Raw genomic sequence first — 16,033 nt, forward strand, 5'->3', positions numbered from 1 at the left:
CCGTGAAGCATGCGTAGAAGCCCCCGACGACCGTCATCCCTGTGGCGGACGCTCGGGTAAGTCCCCCGACCGGATCAGTGACGGCGAGCAAGACAGCCGGGCGGGGCTTTCTTCTGTCGCTTACAGGTCGAATACCGCCGTCACGGGCGCGTGGTCGCTCCATCGATCGGCATAGGTGGCGGGCCGTTCGACGTACGCCTTGACGGCCTTCGTTGCCAGCCCGGGCGTCGCGATCTGGTAGTCGATGCGCCACCCGGCGTCGTTGTCGAAGGCGCGGCCGCGGTAGGACCACCAGGAGTACGGCCCCTCGACGCCCGGGTGCAGGCCGCGCACCACGTCGACGTAGCCGCCCCGGTCCTCGCGCAGCACCTCGCTCAGCCAGGCCCGCTCCTCCGGCAGGAAGCCGGACTTCTTCTGGTTCGCCTTCCAGTTCTTCAGGTCCGCTTCCTGGTGCGCGATGTTCCAGTCGCCGCACACCACGACCTCCCGGCCGTCCGCCGCCGCCCGCTCCCGCAGCGCGACGAGGTACGGCAGGAAGTCGGCCATGAAGCGTTCCTTCTCCGTCTGCCGGTCGGTGCCCACCTCGCCGGACGGCAGGTAGAGACTGGCGACGGTCACCCCGGGCAGGTCCGCCTCGACGTACCGCCCGCTCCCGTCGAACTCCGCCGACCCGAAGCCCACCCGCACCCGCTCCGGCTCCCGCCGGCTGTAGAGCGACACCCCGGCCCGCCCCTTGGCGGCGGCCGGCGCGTGCACCACATGCCACCCGTCGGGCTCCCGCACCTCCTCGGGCAACTGCGCCGTCTCGGCACGTACCTCCTGAAGGCACACCACATCGGCGTCGGTCCCCGCCAGCCACGGCACGAAGCCCTTCTTGGCCGCGGCACGCAGTCCATTCACATTCACAGAGGTCACGGTGAGCATCCCGGCACGATACCGACCCGGCCGGCCCCGCGCGCCGCCGGTCCGCCCGCCACCCCTTCGAGTGAGTGCGGCGCGCTCCGCACCCCCGGCGGCGGGCGGGCGCTGGACGCTGAGGACGCCGGACGCCGTGAGCGCGCCCGCCCGCGCCCCCGAGGAGAGACGCCATGCGCCTGCCACCCACCTGCCCGGACCCGCGCTGCGGCCGGCTCATGTGGAAGGACACCACCGCGACCTACCGCAGCCCGAGGGAGTGGCACTGGACGTGCTCGTGCACCGGCGGCCGGGCGCGCTACGAGCCGTCCCTCGACGACCGGGCCCGCTTCACCCAGGAGTCCCCCGGCAGACCGGCGACCGGGAGACCCGCGCCGGCGGCCCCGCCGCCGGCAAGACCCCCGCGCCCCACGAGACCGCCCCACCCCGTGCGCTAGGGCCTCGACCGAGCCGCCCGCCGGCACTCTCGCAAGCCCCACCCGCTCACCCGTACGATTCCTCGAATGGAGATTCGCCCGGTCCGTTATGACCACCCCGACGCGGTCAAGCTCGCCGAACTGGTCCAGCAGGAGTACGTCCGCCGCTACGGCGACGGCGACATGACCCCGCTGGACCCGCGGATGTTCATACCGCCCCACGGCATCTACCTCCTGGCCTACGAGGACGAGCGCCCGCTGGCCACCGGCGGCTGGCGGCGGCAGGAGGACGCCGCGGAGGGGTACGCGGTCGGCGACGCCGAGATCAAGCGGATGTTCGTGCTGCCGGAGGCCCGCGGCCGGGGGCTGGCCCGCCGCATCCTGGCGGCCCTGGAAGCGGACGCGCGGGCCGCCGGCCGCACCCGCATGGTGCTGGAGACCGGCACCGAGCAGCCGGAGGCCCTCGCGCTGTACGCGTCGAGCGGCTATCGCCTGGTCGAGAAGTTCGGCCTCTACCGGACGTACGAGCAGAGCCGCTGCATGGCGAAGTCGCTGCTCGACGGCTGATCACCCTTGCAGGACGACTGATCACCCTTGTAGGACGACTGATCATCTTTGTCGGGCGACCGATCACCCTTGTCGGACGACTGATCACCCTTGCTGTTTGACAGCCCTCCGAACCGCTCCCCATACTCATTCCACTAATCAACTAGCTAAAGGGGGGACTCATGGTGAGCGACCCGATCCCATGGGCGATCGAGGCCGACGGCCTGGGGAAGAAGTACCGCCGCGGCTGGGCACTGCGGGCCTGCTCCTTCCGCCTCCCCGCCGGCCACGTCTGCGCCCTCGTCGGGCCCAACGGCGCGGGCAAGAGCACGCTCCTGGGCACCGCGACCCGGCTGGTGCAGCCGACGACCGGGACGCTGAAGCTCTTCGGCGTCCCCGTCTCGGACCCCGCCGTCCTGGAGCGCGTCGCCTTCCTCGCCCAGGACAAGCCCCTCTACCCGCGGTTCACCGTCGCCGAGACCCTGCGCCTGGGCCGGGAGCTGAACCCCCGCTGGGACCAGGCGCTCGCCGAGCGGATCGTGCGGTCCGGCAAGGTGCCGCTGACCGCGCGCGTCGGCACCCTCTCCGGCGGCCAGCGCACCCGCGTCGCCTTCGCCCTCGCCTTCGGCAAGCGGCCCGAGCTGCTGCTGCTCGACGAGCCGCTGTCCGACCTCGACCCGCTGGCCCGGCACGAGCTGTCCGGACTGCTGATGGCCGAGGCCGCCGAGCACGGCACGACCGTCCTGATGTCGTCCCACATGCTCTCCGAGATGGAGGACATGTGCGACTACCTCATCGTCCTGGCCGAGGGCCGACTGCGGATGGCCGGCCGGACCGACGACCTGGTGCCCGCGCACCGGCTGGTGACGGGCGTGGCCGACGACGGCGGCGTCCCCGCCGAACTGGCCCGGCTGCACACCGTGGTCGAATCCCGCGTCACCGGGCGGCAGTTCACCGCCCTCATCCGGCCGGGCGGCCCGCTCCCCGATAGCTGGGAAGCCCTCTCGCCCAGCATGGAGGAGGTCCTGCTCGCGTACCTGCGCTCGCCCGAGGCCCCCACTCTGATCACGGACGAGGCCTGCCTCGACGGAACCGGGGAGGCCGCGGCGTGAACGGCGCGAGCGAGGACCCCGGCCCGAACGGCACAAGCACCCCAAACACCACGAGCACCACGAGCACCCCAAACACCACGGGCAGCACGAGCAGCAGCTCACACAGTACGGACAGCATGGGTGGTACGAGCATGACGAGCGCCGCGCCGGCCGACGGCACCGCACCGGCGAAGGGCCCCGCCACGGACGGCGCCACGAACCGCGCCACGAACCCCGGCCCGCGCCCCGGCCCGCTGCGCGGCCTGCCCTGGCTGGTCTGGCGCCGGCACCGCGGCGCCCTCCGCCTCGCCCTGCTGTTCACCGTCGCCGCCTGCGCGCTCTACGCCTACCAGCGCATGCAGGTGATGGACTTCCTGCACACCAAGGGCTCCTCGCCGGACGACGAGACCCTGCTCGCCGAGTTCCACAGCCGGTTCAACTCCACGTTCAGCGGCGACGTCCAGTTCCTGGGGTACCTGCCCACCCTCTTCGGCGTCTTCCTCGGCGCCCCGCTGATCGCGAGCGAGCAGGAGCAGGGCACCATCAAGCTCGTCTCCACGCAGTCGACGGGCCGCGGCCGCTGGCTCGCCGTCACCCTCGGCCTGCCGCTGGCCGTCGTGGTGCTGTGCACGACCCTGCTGTCCCTCACCTTCCACTGGCTGTGGGAGCCGGCCCACGAGCTCGCCCTTTCCGGCGACTGGCTGAACGACGGCCCCTTCGACACCACCGGCCCGGTCCTCGTCGCCAAGACCCTCTTCCTCACCGTCTGCGGCATCGCCCTCGGCATGCTGATCAAGCGGGTGGTCGCGGCGATGGTCGCCACCGCCGTCTTCGCCGCGGTGACCAGCATGATCTGGGCCGAGAAGGTACGCGACCAGCTCGGCTCGCTGCGCGGCGTCACCTACCCCTACAACGGCGACGGCCCCGACCTCCCGCCCGGCGCCGTACGGATCGACGACTGGGTGGCCACCGCCGACGGCAAGCTCTTCGGCTACGGCACCTGCGTCAACGCCGACGCCGACGCCTGCCGCGCCAAACTGGGCATCGTCAACCGGCTGACGCAGTACTTCGGCTACGACCAGATGGCCGGCATGCAGTGGCTCGGCGCGGGCATCCTGCTGGCGCTGACCGCCGTCGTCCTCACGCTGGTCGTGTGGCAGGCCCGTAGGCGGCCGCTCTGAACCGCCCCGCGTACGACGGACCGCGGGCGGTCGGCGGCGACCCGGCCGCGCGGCCGTCCGGCGCCCCGCGCCCCACCCCGGACGGCGCTTTGACACCCCGCACCGGCGGCCCGATCATCAAGCGGTCGGACCGGCCGGCCGCCTCCGCCCCGGCGGAAGAGACAGCCGCCCCGGCGGAAGAGCCGGCCGCCCCGGCGGAAGAGACAGAGAGGTGGTGAGCGCCATCGAGTTCCGCATCGACCGCCGCAGCGGCGTCGCCACCTACCTCCAGATCGTCCAACAGGTCCAGCAGGCCCTGCGGCTGGGCATCCTGGTCGAGGGCGACCGCCTGCCGACGGCCGCGCAGGTCGCCGCCACGACCAAGGTGAACCCGAACACGACGCTCAAGGCGTACCGCGAGCTGGAACGCGAGGGCCTGGTCGAACCCCGCCCAGGTCTGGGCACCTTCGTCAGCCGCACCCTCGCCCGCCCCAAGTCCGCCGCGGACGCCCTCCTGCGCGAGGAACTGCGCTCCTGGATGGACCGCGCCCGCACCGAGGGCCTGGACCGCGAGGACGTCCAGGCGCTGCTGAACTCGGTCCTGCAAGACCGGTATCCGCAGGACTGAAGCGGTCGTTCGGGAACCGGGACGGCGGGATCCTCCGCCGGCTCGTCCGCTGGGCTCCACCTGCCCTCCCTCCCTTGACCCTCACCCCACGTCAGGCCGCAACCTGGGCGACGCCGGAACGACGGACGGACAGGACGAAGGGCCCCGCGATGAGCTACTCGGTCGGACAGGTCTCCCGCTTCGCGGGAATCACGGTGCGCACCCTGCACCACTACGACAAGGCCGGGCTGCTCTCCCCCAGCGACCGCACCCCCGCCGGCTACCGCCTCTACAGCGACGCCGACCTCGCCCGGCTGCAACAGATCCTCTTCTACCGGGAACTCGGTTTCCCCCTGGACGAGATCGCCACCATCCTGGAAGACCCCCAGGCCAACGCCCTGGACCAACTCCGCGCCCGGCACCGCCTCCTCAACGAGGAGATCGCCAAACTGCGCCGGCTCGTGGAGGTCGCGGAACAGGCCATCGAGGTCCAGCAGACCGGTGTGGAACTGACGCCCGAGGAACGGTTCGAGGTCTTCGGCGAGGTCACCTTCGACCTCAGTTACGCCACCGAGGCCCACCTGAAGTGGCGGCACAGCGAGGGCCACCGGAACTCCATGGCCCGGGCCGCCGCCCACTCCAAGGAGGACTGGACGCGGATCATGGCCGAGGCCGCCGCATGGCGGGGACGGCTCACCGCCGCCTTCGATGCCGAGGAACCGGCGGACGGCACGCGCGCGATGGACCTCGCGGAGGAACACCGCCGGCACGTCAGCCGCTGGTTCACCCCGTGCCCCACCGACATGCACGGCCGCATCGCCGACGACTTCGCCGCCGACCCCCGCGCCTTCGCCCTGATCGTCCCGCCGACCGAACAGCGCCCCGGCCTCGCGGCGTATCTCCGCACGGCCGTACACGCCAACGCGGTCCGCCAGGCCACCCCGCGCCCCACCTGAGCCCGGCCCCCGCGACCGCCCCGCCCGCACGCGCCCGAGCCCCGCCGAAGCCCAGCCCGAAAACCGGGCCGGGCCTCCTCCCTTCAGGACACCCGGACACCCCATGAACATCCTCCTCACCGCCGCCGGATCGTACGGCGATGTCGCCCCCTACACCGGCGTCGGCGCCCGCCTCCGCGAAGCCGGCCACCACGTCACACTCGCCACCCACGACACCTACGCCCCGCTCGTACGGGCCGCCGGCCTGGAGTTCCGCCGCCTGCCGGCCGACCCGCGCGCGGCCCGCCCGGACGGCGAGCGGGCCGGTACGCCGGCCACCGCCGGCAAGCGGGACCTGATGCGCAGGGCCGCCGCCTTCATCCGGGAACTGGGCGGGGGCATCGCCGAGGCCGTCGCCGAGGACACCGACCTTCTCCTGCTCTCCTCCACCACCGCCCCGCTCGGCTGGCACCTCGCCGAGGCGAAGGGCATCCCGTCCCTCGGCCTGGCCCTCCAACCGAACGCCCCCACGGGCGACTTCGCCCCGGTCGTCAGCGGCGGCCGCTCCCTGGGCCGCTGGGCGAACCGCGCCGCCGGCCGCCTCTCCCTCCGCGTCGTCGACCGCCTCTACGCGGACGCCGTCCGCGATCTGCGCACCCGGCTCGACCTGCCGCCCGCCACCCCCGCGGCCGTCCGCCGCCGCACCGAAGCGGCCCACTGGCCGGTGCTGCACGGCTTCAGCGAAGTCCTGGTACCCCGCCCCGCGGACTGGCGTACCGGCCTGGACGTCGTCGGAAACTGGTGGCCATGGCACGCCCCGGACGCCCAACTCCCGCCCGCCGTGGAGGAGTTCCTGGCCGCCGGCCCGCCTCCGGTGTTCATCGGCTTCGGCAGCATGGCGGCCGGCGACGGCGAACGGCTCGGCGCACTCGCCGTACGCGCCCTGCGCCGCGCCAAGGTCCGCGGCATCCTCCAGTCCGGCTGGGCCGGCCTCACCACCGAGTCCGCCGCCCCCGCCTCGGAGACCCCCGACATCCTCACCGTCGGCGACCTCCCCCACGCCCTCCTCTTCCCCCGGATGTCCGCGGTCGTGCACCACTGCGGCGCGGGCACCACCGCCGCCGGTCTGCGCGCCGGCGTGCCCACCGTCGCCGTACCGGTCACCGCCGACCAACCCTTCTGGGCCGCCCGCCTGGCCTCCCTGGGCGCCGCCCCCGCGCCCCTCCCCCTGGCCACCCTCACCGGCGCACCCGGCAGCCGGCTCCCCGACGAGGACGCCGTCACCCGCCTGGCCGCGGCCCTCACCCAGGCCACGACCGACCCCACCTACCGCGAATCCGCCACCCGGGCCGCCCACCACCTCACCACCGAGGACGGCCTCTCCAGGGTGACCGAGGCGCTCCCGAAGGCCCGTACCGCGTGATCACCCCAGCACCCCGACTGCCTTCTCCTCCACCTGACACTCCTTCAGCACACCCGGCGACGCGAATACGAAAAAGCCCCGATGCGCGGGGCGGCGTGGCTGCGTTCGCGTATGAGGTCGCACAAGGCGAGAGCGGCCGGAAAGGTGAAGCGGATCGCGTGCCCGGCTGCTACGAATACTGCCGTTGCCGTTTCACCAGACCGACGGCTTGAAGAAACGCAGGCCCAAGGCCGTCAGCGCCGGCAGCAGTACCGCCGCGATCACGGCCATGGCTGCGACGCCCCGCCACTGGCTCTCCTGCGCTGCAACCGCAAGGACATCACTGAAGTCCTTCGCGTCCTTCTGCGCCGGAAGTAGCGGGCAGACGTGGGCGGTTGGGGCGCTGATGGCCCAATCGCCCGCGCATCTCCGCGCGGTCGGCGGAGTCTCAATGGCCGAGTCAAGCCAACGGGGCGTCGCCCACCGATTGGGCGGCGCCCCGCCTGGAACAGGTTCGAGCCTCATCCTTATCAGGTCGATCATGGGGACCAACTGGCATCGGTCAGACCTCGCTACTCAGCCGCGTGCTGTTCAGCGACGTCCCGGAACGAACGCAAGCGTCCGGGCTCGTTGGTGTCAGGCTTGATGTCAGCACTCGCGGACGGTCTTGACAGAGAGTCTCCAAGCGCGGTAGTCGCCCTGCCCTGTCCAGGCGGGTGTGTGGCTCGCGGCACCTAGGATCAGGTGCTCGCAGCGTCAGACTCGGTCGGAGCCGTCGCGGGTGCCTCTCTACTCTTCCCGCCTGCCATCTCATAGAAGAATCCAGGCACACCGAAGATGATCAGAGGAATGGCGAGCACCCACCACCACAGGTAAGCACCCCCGGCAAGGGCAGCCCAGCTCCCGAGAGCAATGCCCACTCCACCGAGGATGAGCCCCAGAATGACGCCAAACGAGTCTCGACGGAACGTGTCCTCGTGCTTGCACGTTTCCTTGTACTTGCTTGCCGTGGCATCGAGTTGAGTCAGCAGCGCCTCCTTGGCCACCGACCCATCAGGCAGTGTGTCCGAGGCTTCGATCTCAGCCTTCAGCCGCTCCATGATCTTGTCTGACCTTGTTCGACGCCCCAGACGGGCCCCGAAGAACCCAGTAATCAGCGCGATCACAACCGGTGAGAAGGCTGTAACTACCTGGGTAATCGTGTCCTTCAAGGTCACCCCGATCCTCTAGCAGCGTGTACCTACGCTACAGATCCCCGTCAGTTCCCGCCCGATCGGGCACGGCCGGGCACGGGCACTTCTAGGTCGCTGGTGTGCAGCTGACCGGCTTCCCAGCGAGAAGTTCCCCGGCGACGGCCCCGAGGTCTCTGAAGGCGATAACAAAATCTACTTGGCTCGGATACGTTTCGGAGGATGGATCCGAAGATCACCACAGCAATCGTCACCGGCGCGGCCACAATCTCCGCTGCGGTGCTGGTAGCGCTCTTTCAGTTCATGGGGAAGTGGCGTGAGGAGCGTCGTCTGGCCCGTGTCGCGGCCGCCGAGGCTGATGCCCGCCTCGCTGCCTCGTTCGTTCAGCTCATGAGTCGTGCCCACGCACGTGGCGAGCCTGTGGTGAGCGATGGGTCCGCCCTGGAGGCGCTGCTGCAGACAGGGGTTCTGGCGGACCAACTGCGAACAGTCCTGGCCGCCCAGGTGCCAGGTCCGATCGACGAGCCGACCCTGCTTCGAATCGATCAGGTCCTTGATGCAGTGCAGATCCGTGTTCCGCCTGTGGGGGGAGCCGAGCAGGAGGCCGCCATGCAGGCCGTAATGGCGCTTGGCCTCCAGCACAGCTTCCTCACGCACGCGGCCATCACTGGCCTCCGAGACCGGAATAAGTTCAAGCCCGTTTGGAACTTCGCTGAGGCGGAGAAGGCGCTCCTGGCTCGCCTCAAGTTTGATGCACGGAAGGCTCGCATGCGCCGTCAAGATCGTCCCAGCTATTGGTTCGCTCGCGGATGACGAAGATGTAGGTCGGCGGAGCGGCTTTGGGCTGGAGCTGCTTTGGGGCGAGTGATCATGGCCCCTTACGCTGGCCGCGATTCGGGCAGCACCTAGCCTGCCCGCAAAAGCCCGAATCGGGGCCATGATCTTAGAGGCTCGCCCCACAGTGGCTGCCTAAAGCCGTGGAGCCGACCGCCCCAGCCACAGAGGGTTTCTCCCACTCTGCCCGCTGCACGTAGCGCGCCGCCGGGCGCGGCCAGCCGGGGCGGAGACAGGAGGCAGGCCGCGCCGCAGAGGCGGCGCGCGCCCGCGCCGTGCGCGGGCCTTGATGCGGGAGAGGTTACGGTGGAACGGCAGTTGCAGCGGGTTGCCCGGCGCCTGGTGCATGACGAGACCAAGACTGAGGCATCAACCGCGATGCTGCCGCTGCCGGACATCTGCGTGACGGCCCTTCAGCTCCGCCAGGAGGCGCAAGAAGCGGTGAAGCAGGCAGCCGGCGAACTGTGGACGGACTCCGGCTTCGTGTTCACCACGCGCTACGGCACCCCCATCGAGCCGAGGAACTTCAACCGGGAGTTCGCTGCCCGGTCGGCCAAGGCCGGCGTTCGGAAGATTCGTCTGCACGACACCCGGCACACTTGCGGATCGCTCCTCGCCGCACTCGACGTACACCCTCGGATCGCGATGCAGATCCTGCGGCACAGCAAGATCGCGGTGACCATGGAGATCTACACGCACGTGCCGTCGGCGTCGACGCGGAAGGCTCTGCGGAAGCTGGGCAAGCACCTTGGCAACCAGGCGGGTCCCACGTAGTTGCTGTACTTCGCTGCTGTACAGCACGAAAAAGCCCCACCAGATCTCCCTGGTGGGGGCTTTGACGTGCGGTGGACCTGAGGGGACTCGAACCCCTGACCCCCTCGTTGCGAACGAGGTGCGCTACCAGCTGCGCCACAGGCCCTTGCGACGAGTGAAACTCTAGCATCTCGGTCGCGGTGCTCGGAAATCGCTTCCGGTGCTGGTCAGCGGAGGGGGTCACTCGTTGGCGGCGCGCGGGCGGTCCTCGTTTTCGTACTGGTCGAAGAGGGGGGTGCGGCCGCGGGTGCGGCGGCCGGGGGCGGCCGGGCGGTCCTGGGCGGCGGCCTCGGGGTGGTCGGGGGCGGCGCTGGAGCGGGCGGAGCTCCAGGCGCCGTCGGCGTCGAGGTCGACGTGGCTGGTGGCGCGCGGGGCGACCGGTGCGGTGACGTAGGTGGGCAGGGGGACGGGGACCGGTTCCCAGCTCCCGGAGGCGGGGCGGGGGCGCTCGCGCTCGCGTTGCTGGTCGACCCACTCGGCGTGGTCGGTCTCCTCCACGAGCGCCCGGCGGCCGGCGGAGGGCGCGGGCGGCGGGGCGGGGTCGGCCGCGGCGGGCAGGTCGGAGCGGGGGTGGGCGGCCGGGTCGTCGGCGGGGTGGTCGTCGGCGAGCGGCTGCTCGGCCGCCTGCTGGGGGCGGGCGCGGCCTTCCCGCAGCCGCTGGGCGGCGGCCTCCGCCTGGCGCTGGTCCATGGTGAAGGTGAAGCGGCGGCGCTCCTGGGCGCGGAGGTAAATGATGTACGCGGTCAGGAGGAGGGCGGGCAGGGCGGGGGCCCACAGGAAGGCGATGCCGCCGACCGCGGCGACGATGGCGCCGACGGTGAAGGCGAGGAAGAGGACGGTGATGGTGCGCCGGCGGCGGGCGAGGACCTTGGCGCGCTTGGTCCGCTCGGCGGCGGAGGGGCGCGGCGCGGTGGCCTGGACGCGGGTGTGGGTGGCGGCGGGCGGGTCCGCGGGCTCGTCCGCGAGTGCGGGCGGCGCGGCGGGCGCGGGGTCGCCGAAGGACCGGGCGCCGGCCTGGTCGGCCGCGGCGTCCGGGTCCTGCTCGTCGCCGTCATCGTCGGCGGGGCACTCCTCCAGCCCCTTGGCGTAGCGGCGTTGCATGGCCGCACGTCCCGACAGGAGCCGGATGGCAGTGCTGAAGCGCTCGGTGGGACGGGCCTCGTTGAGCTCGTCCTGCCTACGGAGCCACATCGGCACCAGATAGGCGGCCCAGGCCCCGACGATGACTGCGTAGATGAGGCCGCTGCTTCTCACAACTCACACGGTAGAGGGGTTTGCGTGGGGCCATCCGCCAATTGAGCCGGTGTGTCGCACGATCTGGCTGATATCTCGAACTTTTTTTGTGATTGTTGAGATCAGCAGTTCACGAATCCGGTCAAGCCGTGAATTGGAATCGAACGTTTATTTCATTTATGGGGTGTGCCGGGGCGCTCGCGGCGCCAGCGGTTGAGCAGGCCCTCCGGCACCTCTTCCGCCGTCAGCGCGAAGACGAGGTGGTCGCGCCAGGCCCCGTCGATGTGCAGATAGCGCGGGCGGACGCCCTCCTCGCGAAAGCCGAGTTTCTCCACCACGCGGCGGCTGGGAACGTTCTCCGGCCGAATGCAGACCTCGATGCGGTGCAGGCCGACGGTGCGGAAGCAGTGGTCGACGGCGAGCGCCACCGCGGTCGGTATGACGCCGCGCCCGGCGACGTCCCGGTCCACCCAGTAGCCGATATGGCCCGAACACATGGACCCCCAGGTGATGCCGGCGACGGTGAGCTGTCCGACGAGTCGGCCGCGGTATTCCACCACGAAGGGCAGCATCCGTCCGGCCTGTGCCTCGGCGCGCAGGTGGCGGACCATTTGGCGGTACGTGGGCCGGTGCGGCGGGGGAACGCCGGGCGGGGTCGGCGGGACCGTCGCCTCCCAGGGCCGCAGCCAGTCGCGGTTGCGCCGGTTGACCTCGCGCCAGAGCCGCTGGTCGCGCAGCTTTATGGGGCGGAGGGTGACCTCTCCGTCCGTCAGGACCACCGGCCAGGGCGCGTTCAGCTCGGACTCCCGGAGGGTCTGGGGTGGTCGCCGCCGCGGATCTGGTCGACGGCGTGCGGCAGCAGGGCGGCGAGGACGGCGAGGCCGTCGCGGACGCCGCCCGTCGAGCCGGGGAGGTTGACGATCAGGGTCCGGCCGGCGACGCCCGCGAGGCCCCGGGAGAGCGCCGCGGTGGGGATCTTCTCCCGGCCGGCGGCGCGGATCGCCTCGGGGATGCCGGGGACGTCGTAGTCCAGGACCCGGCGGGTGGCCTCGGGGGTGCGGTCGGTGGGCGAGACGCCGGTGCCGCCGGTGGTCAGCACCACGTCGTAGGAGGCGGCGACGGCGGCGCGCAGGGCCTCTTCGACGGGGTCGCCGTCGGGGACGACCCGTGGTCCGTCGACCGCGAAGCCCATGGCCGTCAGGCCATCGACGAGCAGCGGGCCGCCCTTGTCCTCGTAGACGCCGGCCGCGGCGCGGTTGGAGGCGGTCACGACCAGGGCGCGGGGGGAGGTCACGGCCGGCTCCAGTCGCCGGACTTGCCGCCGGTCTTCTCCTCGACGCGGATGTCGGAGATCACCGCCGCCTTGTCGACGGCCTTGACCATGTCGACGACGGTCAGGGCCGCCACCGAGACGGCGGTCAGGGCCTCCATCTCGACTCCGGTGCGGTCGGTGGTCTTGACCGTGGCCGTGATGTCGACGCCGTCGTCGGCGACGGTGAGGTCCACCGTGACGCCGGAGACGGCGAGCGGGTGGCACAGCGGGATCAGGTCGGGGGTGCGCTTGGCGCCCATGATGCCGGCGATGCGGGCCGTGGCGAGGGCGTCGCCCTTGGGGACGCCCTCCCCCCGCAGCAGCTCGATCACGCGCGGCGACACAAGGACGCGGCCGCGGGCGCGGGCGGTGCGGGCGGTGACGTCCTTGCCCGAGACGTCGACCATCCGGGCCGCGCCCGCCGCGTCGAGGTGGGTGAGGTGGTGCTGGCCGCTGCTCATCGTTCTCCCGGTCCGGACTGCCGCCTGTGCGACGACACCGTACCCGCAGCGGCCCGGCGCTACCCGAGCAGGACGACCTCGACGGCGTCGCCCGCCGCCACCTCGGTGACGTCCTCGGGGACGACGATGAGGGCGTTGGCGTGCGCCAGGGCCTTGATCAGGTGGGATCCGGCGCCGCCGACGGGGGTGACCGTGCCGGCGGCCGGGTCGTGGGAGCCGCGCAGGAACTGCCGCTTGCCCCGGGGTGAGGAGGCCAGGGCATCGGTGCACTCGGCCCGGGTGGTGGTGCGGTGCACCTCGGGCAGGCCCATCAGGGTGCGGATGGCGGGGCGGACGAACAGCTCGAAGGAGACGTAGGCGCTGACGGGGTTGCCGGGCAGCGCGAGCAGCGGGGTGCGGTCGGGGCCGATGAGGCCGAAGCCCTGCGGCTTGCCGGGCTGCATGGCGAGCTTGCGGAATTCCACCCGGCCCTCTTCGGCGGACAGGTCGGTGAGGGTTTCCTTGACCACGTCGTACGCGCCGACGCTGACGCCGCCGCTGGTGACGAGGATGTCGGCGCGCACGAGCTGGTCCTCCAGGGTGGCGCGCAGGGTGTCGGCGTCGTCGGCGACCGCGCCGACGCGGTAGGCGATGGCTCCGGCGTCGCGGGCGGCGGCGGTGAGCTGGAAGCTGTTGGAGTCGTGGATGCGGCCGGGCCCCAACGCCTCGCCGGGCTGGACGAGTTCGCTGCCCGTGGACATCACGACGACGCGGGGGCGGGGGCGGACCCGGACCGTGCCGCGGCCGATGGCGGCGAGCAGGCCGATCTGCGGGGGGCCGAGCACCGTGCCGGCCTTGAGCGCCGGCTCGCCCGCGCCGACGTCGCTGCCCCGGGCGCGGACATGGGCGCGCGCGGTGACCGGGCGGTGGACGCGGACCTCGCCGGCCGCGTCCTGGGGGGCGGCGCTGTGGGCGCGCATCGTGGCGGCCGGGCCCTGGCCGGTGCCGCCGTCGGTCCACTCCACGGGGACGACGGCCTCGGCGCCGGGCGGGAGGGGGGCGCCGGTCATGATGCGGGCCGCCTCGCCGGGGCCGACGGCCGGCAGGTCACCGCTGCCCGCCGCGACATCGCCGATGACGGTGAGGGCGGCGGGGAACTCCTCGGTGGCGCCCGCGACATCGGCGACGCGGACCGCGTAGCCGTCCATGGAGCTGTTGTCGAACGGCGGCAGGGCGAGGGGGACGGTGACGTCCTCGACCAGGACGCAGCCCTGGGCGTCGAGGAGTTGCAGCTCGATCGGCTCCAGCGGCTGGATCTTGGACAGGACGTCGTCGAGGTGCTCGGCCACCGACCAGACGCGGTCCTGGTGGCTGGTCTGGTCGGTGGTGCCGTTCAACGTCTTACATCTCCTCGGTGACGTAACTGCGCAGCCAGGTCCGGAAGTCCGGTCCCAGGTCCTCACGTTCGCATGCCAGTCTGACAATGGCACGCAGGTAGTCGCCACGGTCACCGGTGTCATAGCGGCGGCCCTTGAAGACGACGCCGTGGACGGGGCCGCCCAGCGCCGGGTCCGCGGCCAGGGCCTGGAGCGCGTCGGTGAGCTGGATCTCGCCGCCGCGGCCCGGCTCGGTCTTGCGCAGCACCTCGAAGACGGCCGGGTCCAGGACGTAGCGGCCGATGATGGCGAGGTTGCTGGGCGCCTCGGCCGGGTCGGGCTTCTCCACCAGGTCGGAGACGACGACCAGGTCGTCCTCGCCGGTGGGGACGGCGGCCGCGCAGCCGTAGAGGTGGATCTGCGCCGGGTCGACCTCCATCAGGGCGACGACGGAACCGCCGTGCTGCTCCTGCACCTCGACCATGCGCTGGAGCAGCGGGTCGCGGGGGTCGATGAGGTCGTCGCCGAGGAGGACGGCGAAGGGCTGGTCGCCGACGTGCGGGGCGGCGCAGAGGACGGCGTGGCCCAGTCCGCGGGGGTCGCCCTGGCGGACGTAGTGCATGGTCGCCAGGTCGCTGGATTCCTGGACCTTGGCGAGGCGTGATTCGTCGCCCTTGCGGTGCAGGGCCTCTTCGAGTTCGTAATTGCGGTCGAAGTGGTCTTCCAGCGGGCGCTTGTTGCGGCCGGTGACCATCAGGACGTCGGAGAGGCCGGCGGCGGCGGCCTCCTCCACCACGTATTGGATGGCGGGCTTGTCGACGACCGGCAGCATCTCCTTCGGTGTGGCCTTGGTGGCGGGCAGGAAGCGCGTACCGAGGCCGGCCGCCGGAATGACAGCCTTGCTGATCCGTGTGTGCGATGGAGTCATGCGCGACACCATAACCGGCCCTATCGGAAGGATGATGAGGGTCCGGTCAATAGAGCACGAGAGCGGGAGCAAGGGCACACAGTGAGCAGTGACGACGATAGAAAGCGCAGGTTGCGGCGCGATCTCCTGGAGGTAAGAAGATCGTTGCCGCCGGGTGACGTGGCGGGGGCGGGGGTCGCGCTGGCCGGACGGGCGCTGGAGCTGGACGAGTTGCGGCCGGCGCGGCAGACCGGCGCCGCGCACGTCATGGACGAGCCCCGGGATCCGGCCGCGGCGGCCGCGCTGCCGACCGTCGCCGCCTATGTCTCCATCGGCAACGAGCCGCCCACCCGCTCTCTGCTGGACCGGCTGTGGGCGGCCGGGGCGCCGGTGCTGCTGCCGGTGCTGCTGCCGGACAACGACCTGGACTGGGCGGCGTACGAGGGCGCCGGGCGGTTGCGGCCGGCGGGCCGCGGGCTGCTGGAACCGGCCGGGCCGCGGCTGGGCCCCGAGGCGGTCACCAAGGCCGATGTGGTGCTGCTGCCGGGCCTGGCGGTCGACGGCCGGGGCGTGCGGCTGGGGCGCGGCGGCGGCTCCTACGACCGGGTGCTGGCGCGGCTGGAGCGGGCCGGGGCCGATCCGGCGCTGGTGGTGCTGCTGTACGACACGGAGGTGCTGGAGCGGGTGCCGGCCGAGGCGCACGACCGGCAGGTGCACGCGGCGGTGACGCCGTCGGGGGTGCACCGGTTCGCGCGGTCGCACCACGGGGAGCGCGGCTGAGGCAGGGCGGCTCTTGAGCGCCACGAAAGCCGCGGGGCGGGCCGGAAGTTCCCGGCCCGCCCCGCGGCGTGCGCTG

The 16,033-nt window shown here is 72.0% G+C and carries 18 protein-coding genes and 1 tRNA gene; 9 read left to right on the forward strand and 10 right to left on the reverse strand.

The genetic code is table 11. The features are described 5' to 3' along the window. Positions 1-120: 120 nt before the first annotated feature. Positions 121-924, reverse strand: a complete 804-nt coding sequence (locus ACZ45Z_RS12300) for an exodeoxyribonuclease III (RefSeq protein WP_468360333.1) — start codon at positions 922-924, stop codon at positions 121-123. Positions 925-1,418: 494 nt separating this feature from the next. Between ACZ45Z_RS12300 and ACZ45Z_RS12305 the strand changes: the two genes are divergently transcribed. The 6 genes from ACZ45Z_RS12305 (at position 1,419) to ACZ45Z_RS12330 (ending at position 7,093) form a co-directional block, all read left to right on the forward strand. Continuing rightward, positions 1,419-1,898, forward strand: a complete 480-nt coding sequence (locus tag ACZ45Z_RS12305; RefSeq protein ID WP_468360336.1) for a GNAT family N-acetyltransferase — start codon at positions 1,419-1,421, stop codon at positions 1,896-1,898. 161 nt (positions 1,899-2,059) lie between these two features. Further along, positions 2,060-2,989: an ATP-binding cassette domain-containing protein gene (locus ACZ45Z_RS12310; protein WP_468360339.1), complete on the forward strand. Its 930-nt coding sequence runs from the start codon at positions 2,060-2,062 to the stop codon at positions 2,987-2,989. Between the two features lie 131 nt (positions 2,990-3,120). Then, positions 3,121-4,149 (forward strand): ABC transporter permease, encoded by a 1,029-nt coding sequence (locus ACZ45Z_RS12315; protein WP_468360342.1) that lies wholly within the window; start codon positions 3,121-3,123, stop codon positions 4,147-4,149. A gap of 211 nt (positions 4,150-4,360) precedes the next feature. Beyond that, a complete protein-coding gene (locus ACZ45Z_RS12320) occupies positions 4,361-4,756 on the forward strand; it encodes a GntR family transcriptional regulator (protein WP_468360345.1) in 396 nt (131 codons plus the stop codon). Between the two features lie 149 nt (positions 4,757-4,905). Beyond that, positions 4,906-5,691 carry a MerR family transcriptional regulator gene (locus ACZ45Z_RS12325; protein WP_468360347.1) on the forward strand — a complete coding sequence of 262 codons (786 nt, stop codon included), beginning with the start codon at positions 4,906-4,908 and terminating at the stop codon, positions 5,689-5,691. 103 nt (positions 5,692-5,794) lie between these two features. Then, entirely contained in the window at positions 5,795-7,093 is a 1,299-nt protein-coding gene (locus ACZ45Z_RS12330) for a glycosyltransferase (protein WP_468360350.1), read from the forward strand. A 192-nt stretch (positions 7,094-7,285) separates the two neighbouring features. Here the strand turns inward: ACZ45Z_RS12330 and ACZ45Z_RS12335 are convergent, their stop codons facing one another. Then, entirely contained in the window at positions 7,286-7,615 is a 330-nt protein-coding gene (locus ACZ45Z_RS12335; RefSeq protein WP_468360353.1) for a hypothetical protein, read from the reverse strand. Between the two features lie 197 nt (positions 7,616-7,812). Then, complete coding sequence (locus ACZ45Z_RS12340; protein WP_468360356.1) at positions 7,813-8,289, reverse strand: hypothetical protein; 477 nt, start codon at positions 8,287-8,289, stop codon at positions 7,813-7,815. A 195-nt stretch (positions 8,290-8,484) separates the two neighbouring features. Here ACZ45Z_RS12340 and ACZ45Z_RS12345 point away from each other — a divergent pair, with 195 nt between their 5' ends. Together ACZ45Z_RS12345 and ACZ45Z_RS12350 are read left to right on the forward strand one after the other, a co-directional pair. Then, positions 8,485-9,075 (forward strand): hypothetical protein, encoded by a 591-nt coding sequence (locus ACZ45Z_RS12345; RefSeq protein ID WP_468360359.1) that lies wholly within the window; start codon positions 8,485-8,487, stop codon positions 9,073-9,075. A 204-nt stretch (positions 9,076-9,279) separates the two neighbouring features. Beyond that, entirely contained in the window at positions 9,280-9,870 is a 591-nt protein-coding gene (locus tag ACZ45Z_RS12350; protein ID WP_468360794.1) for a site-specific integrase, read from the forward strand. Positions 9,871-9,942: 72 nt separating this feature from the next. Here ACZ45Z_RS12350 and ACZ45Z_RS12355 read toward each other — a convergent pair. The 7 genes from ACZ45Z_RS12355 to galU form a co-directional block, all read right to left on the reverse strand. Further along, a tRNA-Ala gene (locus tag ACZ45Z_RS12355) sits at positions 9,943-10,015 on the reverse strand. Between the two features lie 74 nt (positions 10,016-10,089). Beyond that, entirely contained in the window at positions 10,090-11,163 is a 1,074-nt protein-coding gene (sepX, locus tag ACZ45Z_RS12360) for a divisome protein SepX/GlpR (RefSeq protein ID WP_468360362.1), read from the reverse strand. Positions 11,164-11,315: 152 nt separating this feature from the next. Next, complete coding sequence (locus tag ACZ45Z_RS12365; protein ID WP_468360365.1) at positions 11,316-11,921, reverse strand: GNAT family N-acetyltransferase; 606 nt, start codon at positions 11,919-11,921, stop codon at positions 11,316-11,318. A gap of 14 nt (positions 11,922-11,935) precedes the next feature. Further along, positions 11,936-12,436, reverse strand: a complete 501-nt coding sequence (locus tag ACZ45Z_RS12370) for a MogA/MoaB family molybdenum cofactor biosynthesis protein (RefSeq protein WP_468360368.1) — start codon at positions 12,434-12,436, stop codon at positions 11,936-11,938. Beyond that, the gene (gene moaC, locus ACZ45Z_RS12375; RefSeq protein ID WP_468360372.1) at positions 12,433-12,915 is read right to left on the reverse strand and encodes a cyclic pyranopterin monophosphate synthase MoaC; all 483 of its coding nucleotides are present in this window, start codon (positions 12,913-12,915) and stop codon (positions 12,433-12,435) included. Before moaC ends, ACZ45Z_RS12370 begins: the two co-directional genes overlap by 4 nt. A 59-nt stretch (positions 12,916-12,974) precedes the next feature. Next, positions 12,975-14,291, reverse strand: a complete 1,317-nt coding sequence (gene glp, locus ACZ45Z_RS12380; protein ID WP_468360375.1) for a molybdotransferase-like divisome protein Glp — start codon at positions 14,289-14,291, stop codon at positions 12,975-12,977. Positions 14,292-14,295: 4 nt separating this feature from the next. Continuing rightward, positions 14,296-15,198 carry a UTP--glucose-1-phosphate uridylyltransferase GalU gene (gene galU / locus ACZ45Z_RS12385; protein WP_468360378.1) on the reverse strand — a complete coding sequence of 301 codons (903 nt, stop codon included), beginning with the start codon at positions 15,196-15,198 and terminating at the stop codon, positions 14,296-14,298. A gap of 81 nt (positions 15,199-15,279) precedes the next feature. On the opposite strand from galU, the gene ACZ45Z_RS12390 reads away from it, so the two are divergent. Then, positions 15,280-15,957 carry a 5-formyltetrahydrofolate cyclo-ligase gene (locus ACZ45Z_RS12390; protein WP_468360381.1) on the forward strand — a complete coding sequence of 226 codons (678 nt, stop codon included), beginning with the start codon at positions 15,280-15,282 and terminating at the stop codon, positions 15,955-15,957. The last annotated feature ends 76 nt before the right edge of the window (positions 15,958-16,033 follow it).

It is taken from the genome of Streptomyces sp. NPDC031210, from assembly GCF_055570395.1.

Coding starts and splice junctions, on each gene's coding strand:
- ACZ45Z_RS12305 (WP_468360336.1), top strand. CDS start 1,419: ATGGAGATTCGCCCGGTCCGTTATGACCACCCCGACGCGGTCAAGCTC.
- ACZ45Z_RS12315 (WP_468360342.1), top strand. CDS start 3,121: ATGACGAGCGCCGCGCCGGCCGACGGCACCGCACCGGCGAAGGGCCCC.
- ACZ45Z_RS12310 (WP_468360339.1), top strand. CDS start 2,060: ATGGTGAGCGACCCGATCCCATGGGCGATCGAGGCCGACGGCCTGGGG.
- ACZ45Z_RS12300 (WP_468360333.1), bottom strand. CDS start 924: ATGCTCACCGTGACCTCTGTGAATGTGAATGGACTGCGTGCCGCGGCC.
- ACZ45Z_RS12345 (WP_468360359.1), top strand. CDS start 8,485: ATGGATCCGAAGATCACCACAGCAATCGTCACCGGCGCGGCCACAATC.
- ACZ45Z_RS12325 (WP_468360347.1), top strand. CDS start 4,906: ATGAGCTACTCGGTCGGACAGGTCTCCCGCTTCGCGGGAATCACGGTG.
- ACZ45Z_RS12330 (WP_468360350.1), top strand. CDS start 5,795: ATGAACATCCTCCTCACCGCCGCCGGATCGTACGGCGATGTCGCCCCC.
- ACZ45Z_RS12335 (WP_468360353.1), bottom strand. CDS start 7,615: ATGATCGACCTGATAAGGATGAGGCTCGAACCTGTTCCAGGCGGGGCG.
- moaC (WP_468360372.1), bottom strand. CDS start 12,915: ATGAGCAGCGGCCAGCACCACCTCACCCACCTCGACGCGGCGGGCGCG.
- galU (WP_468360378.1), bottom strand. CDS start 15,198: ATGACTCCATCGCACACACGGATCAGCAAGGCTGTCATTCCGGCGGCC.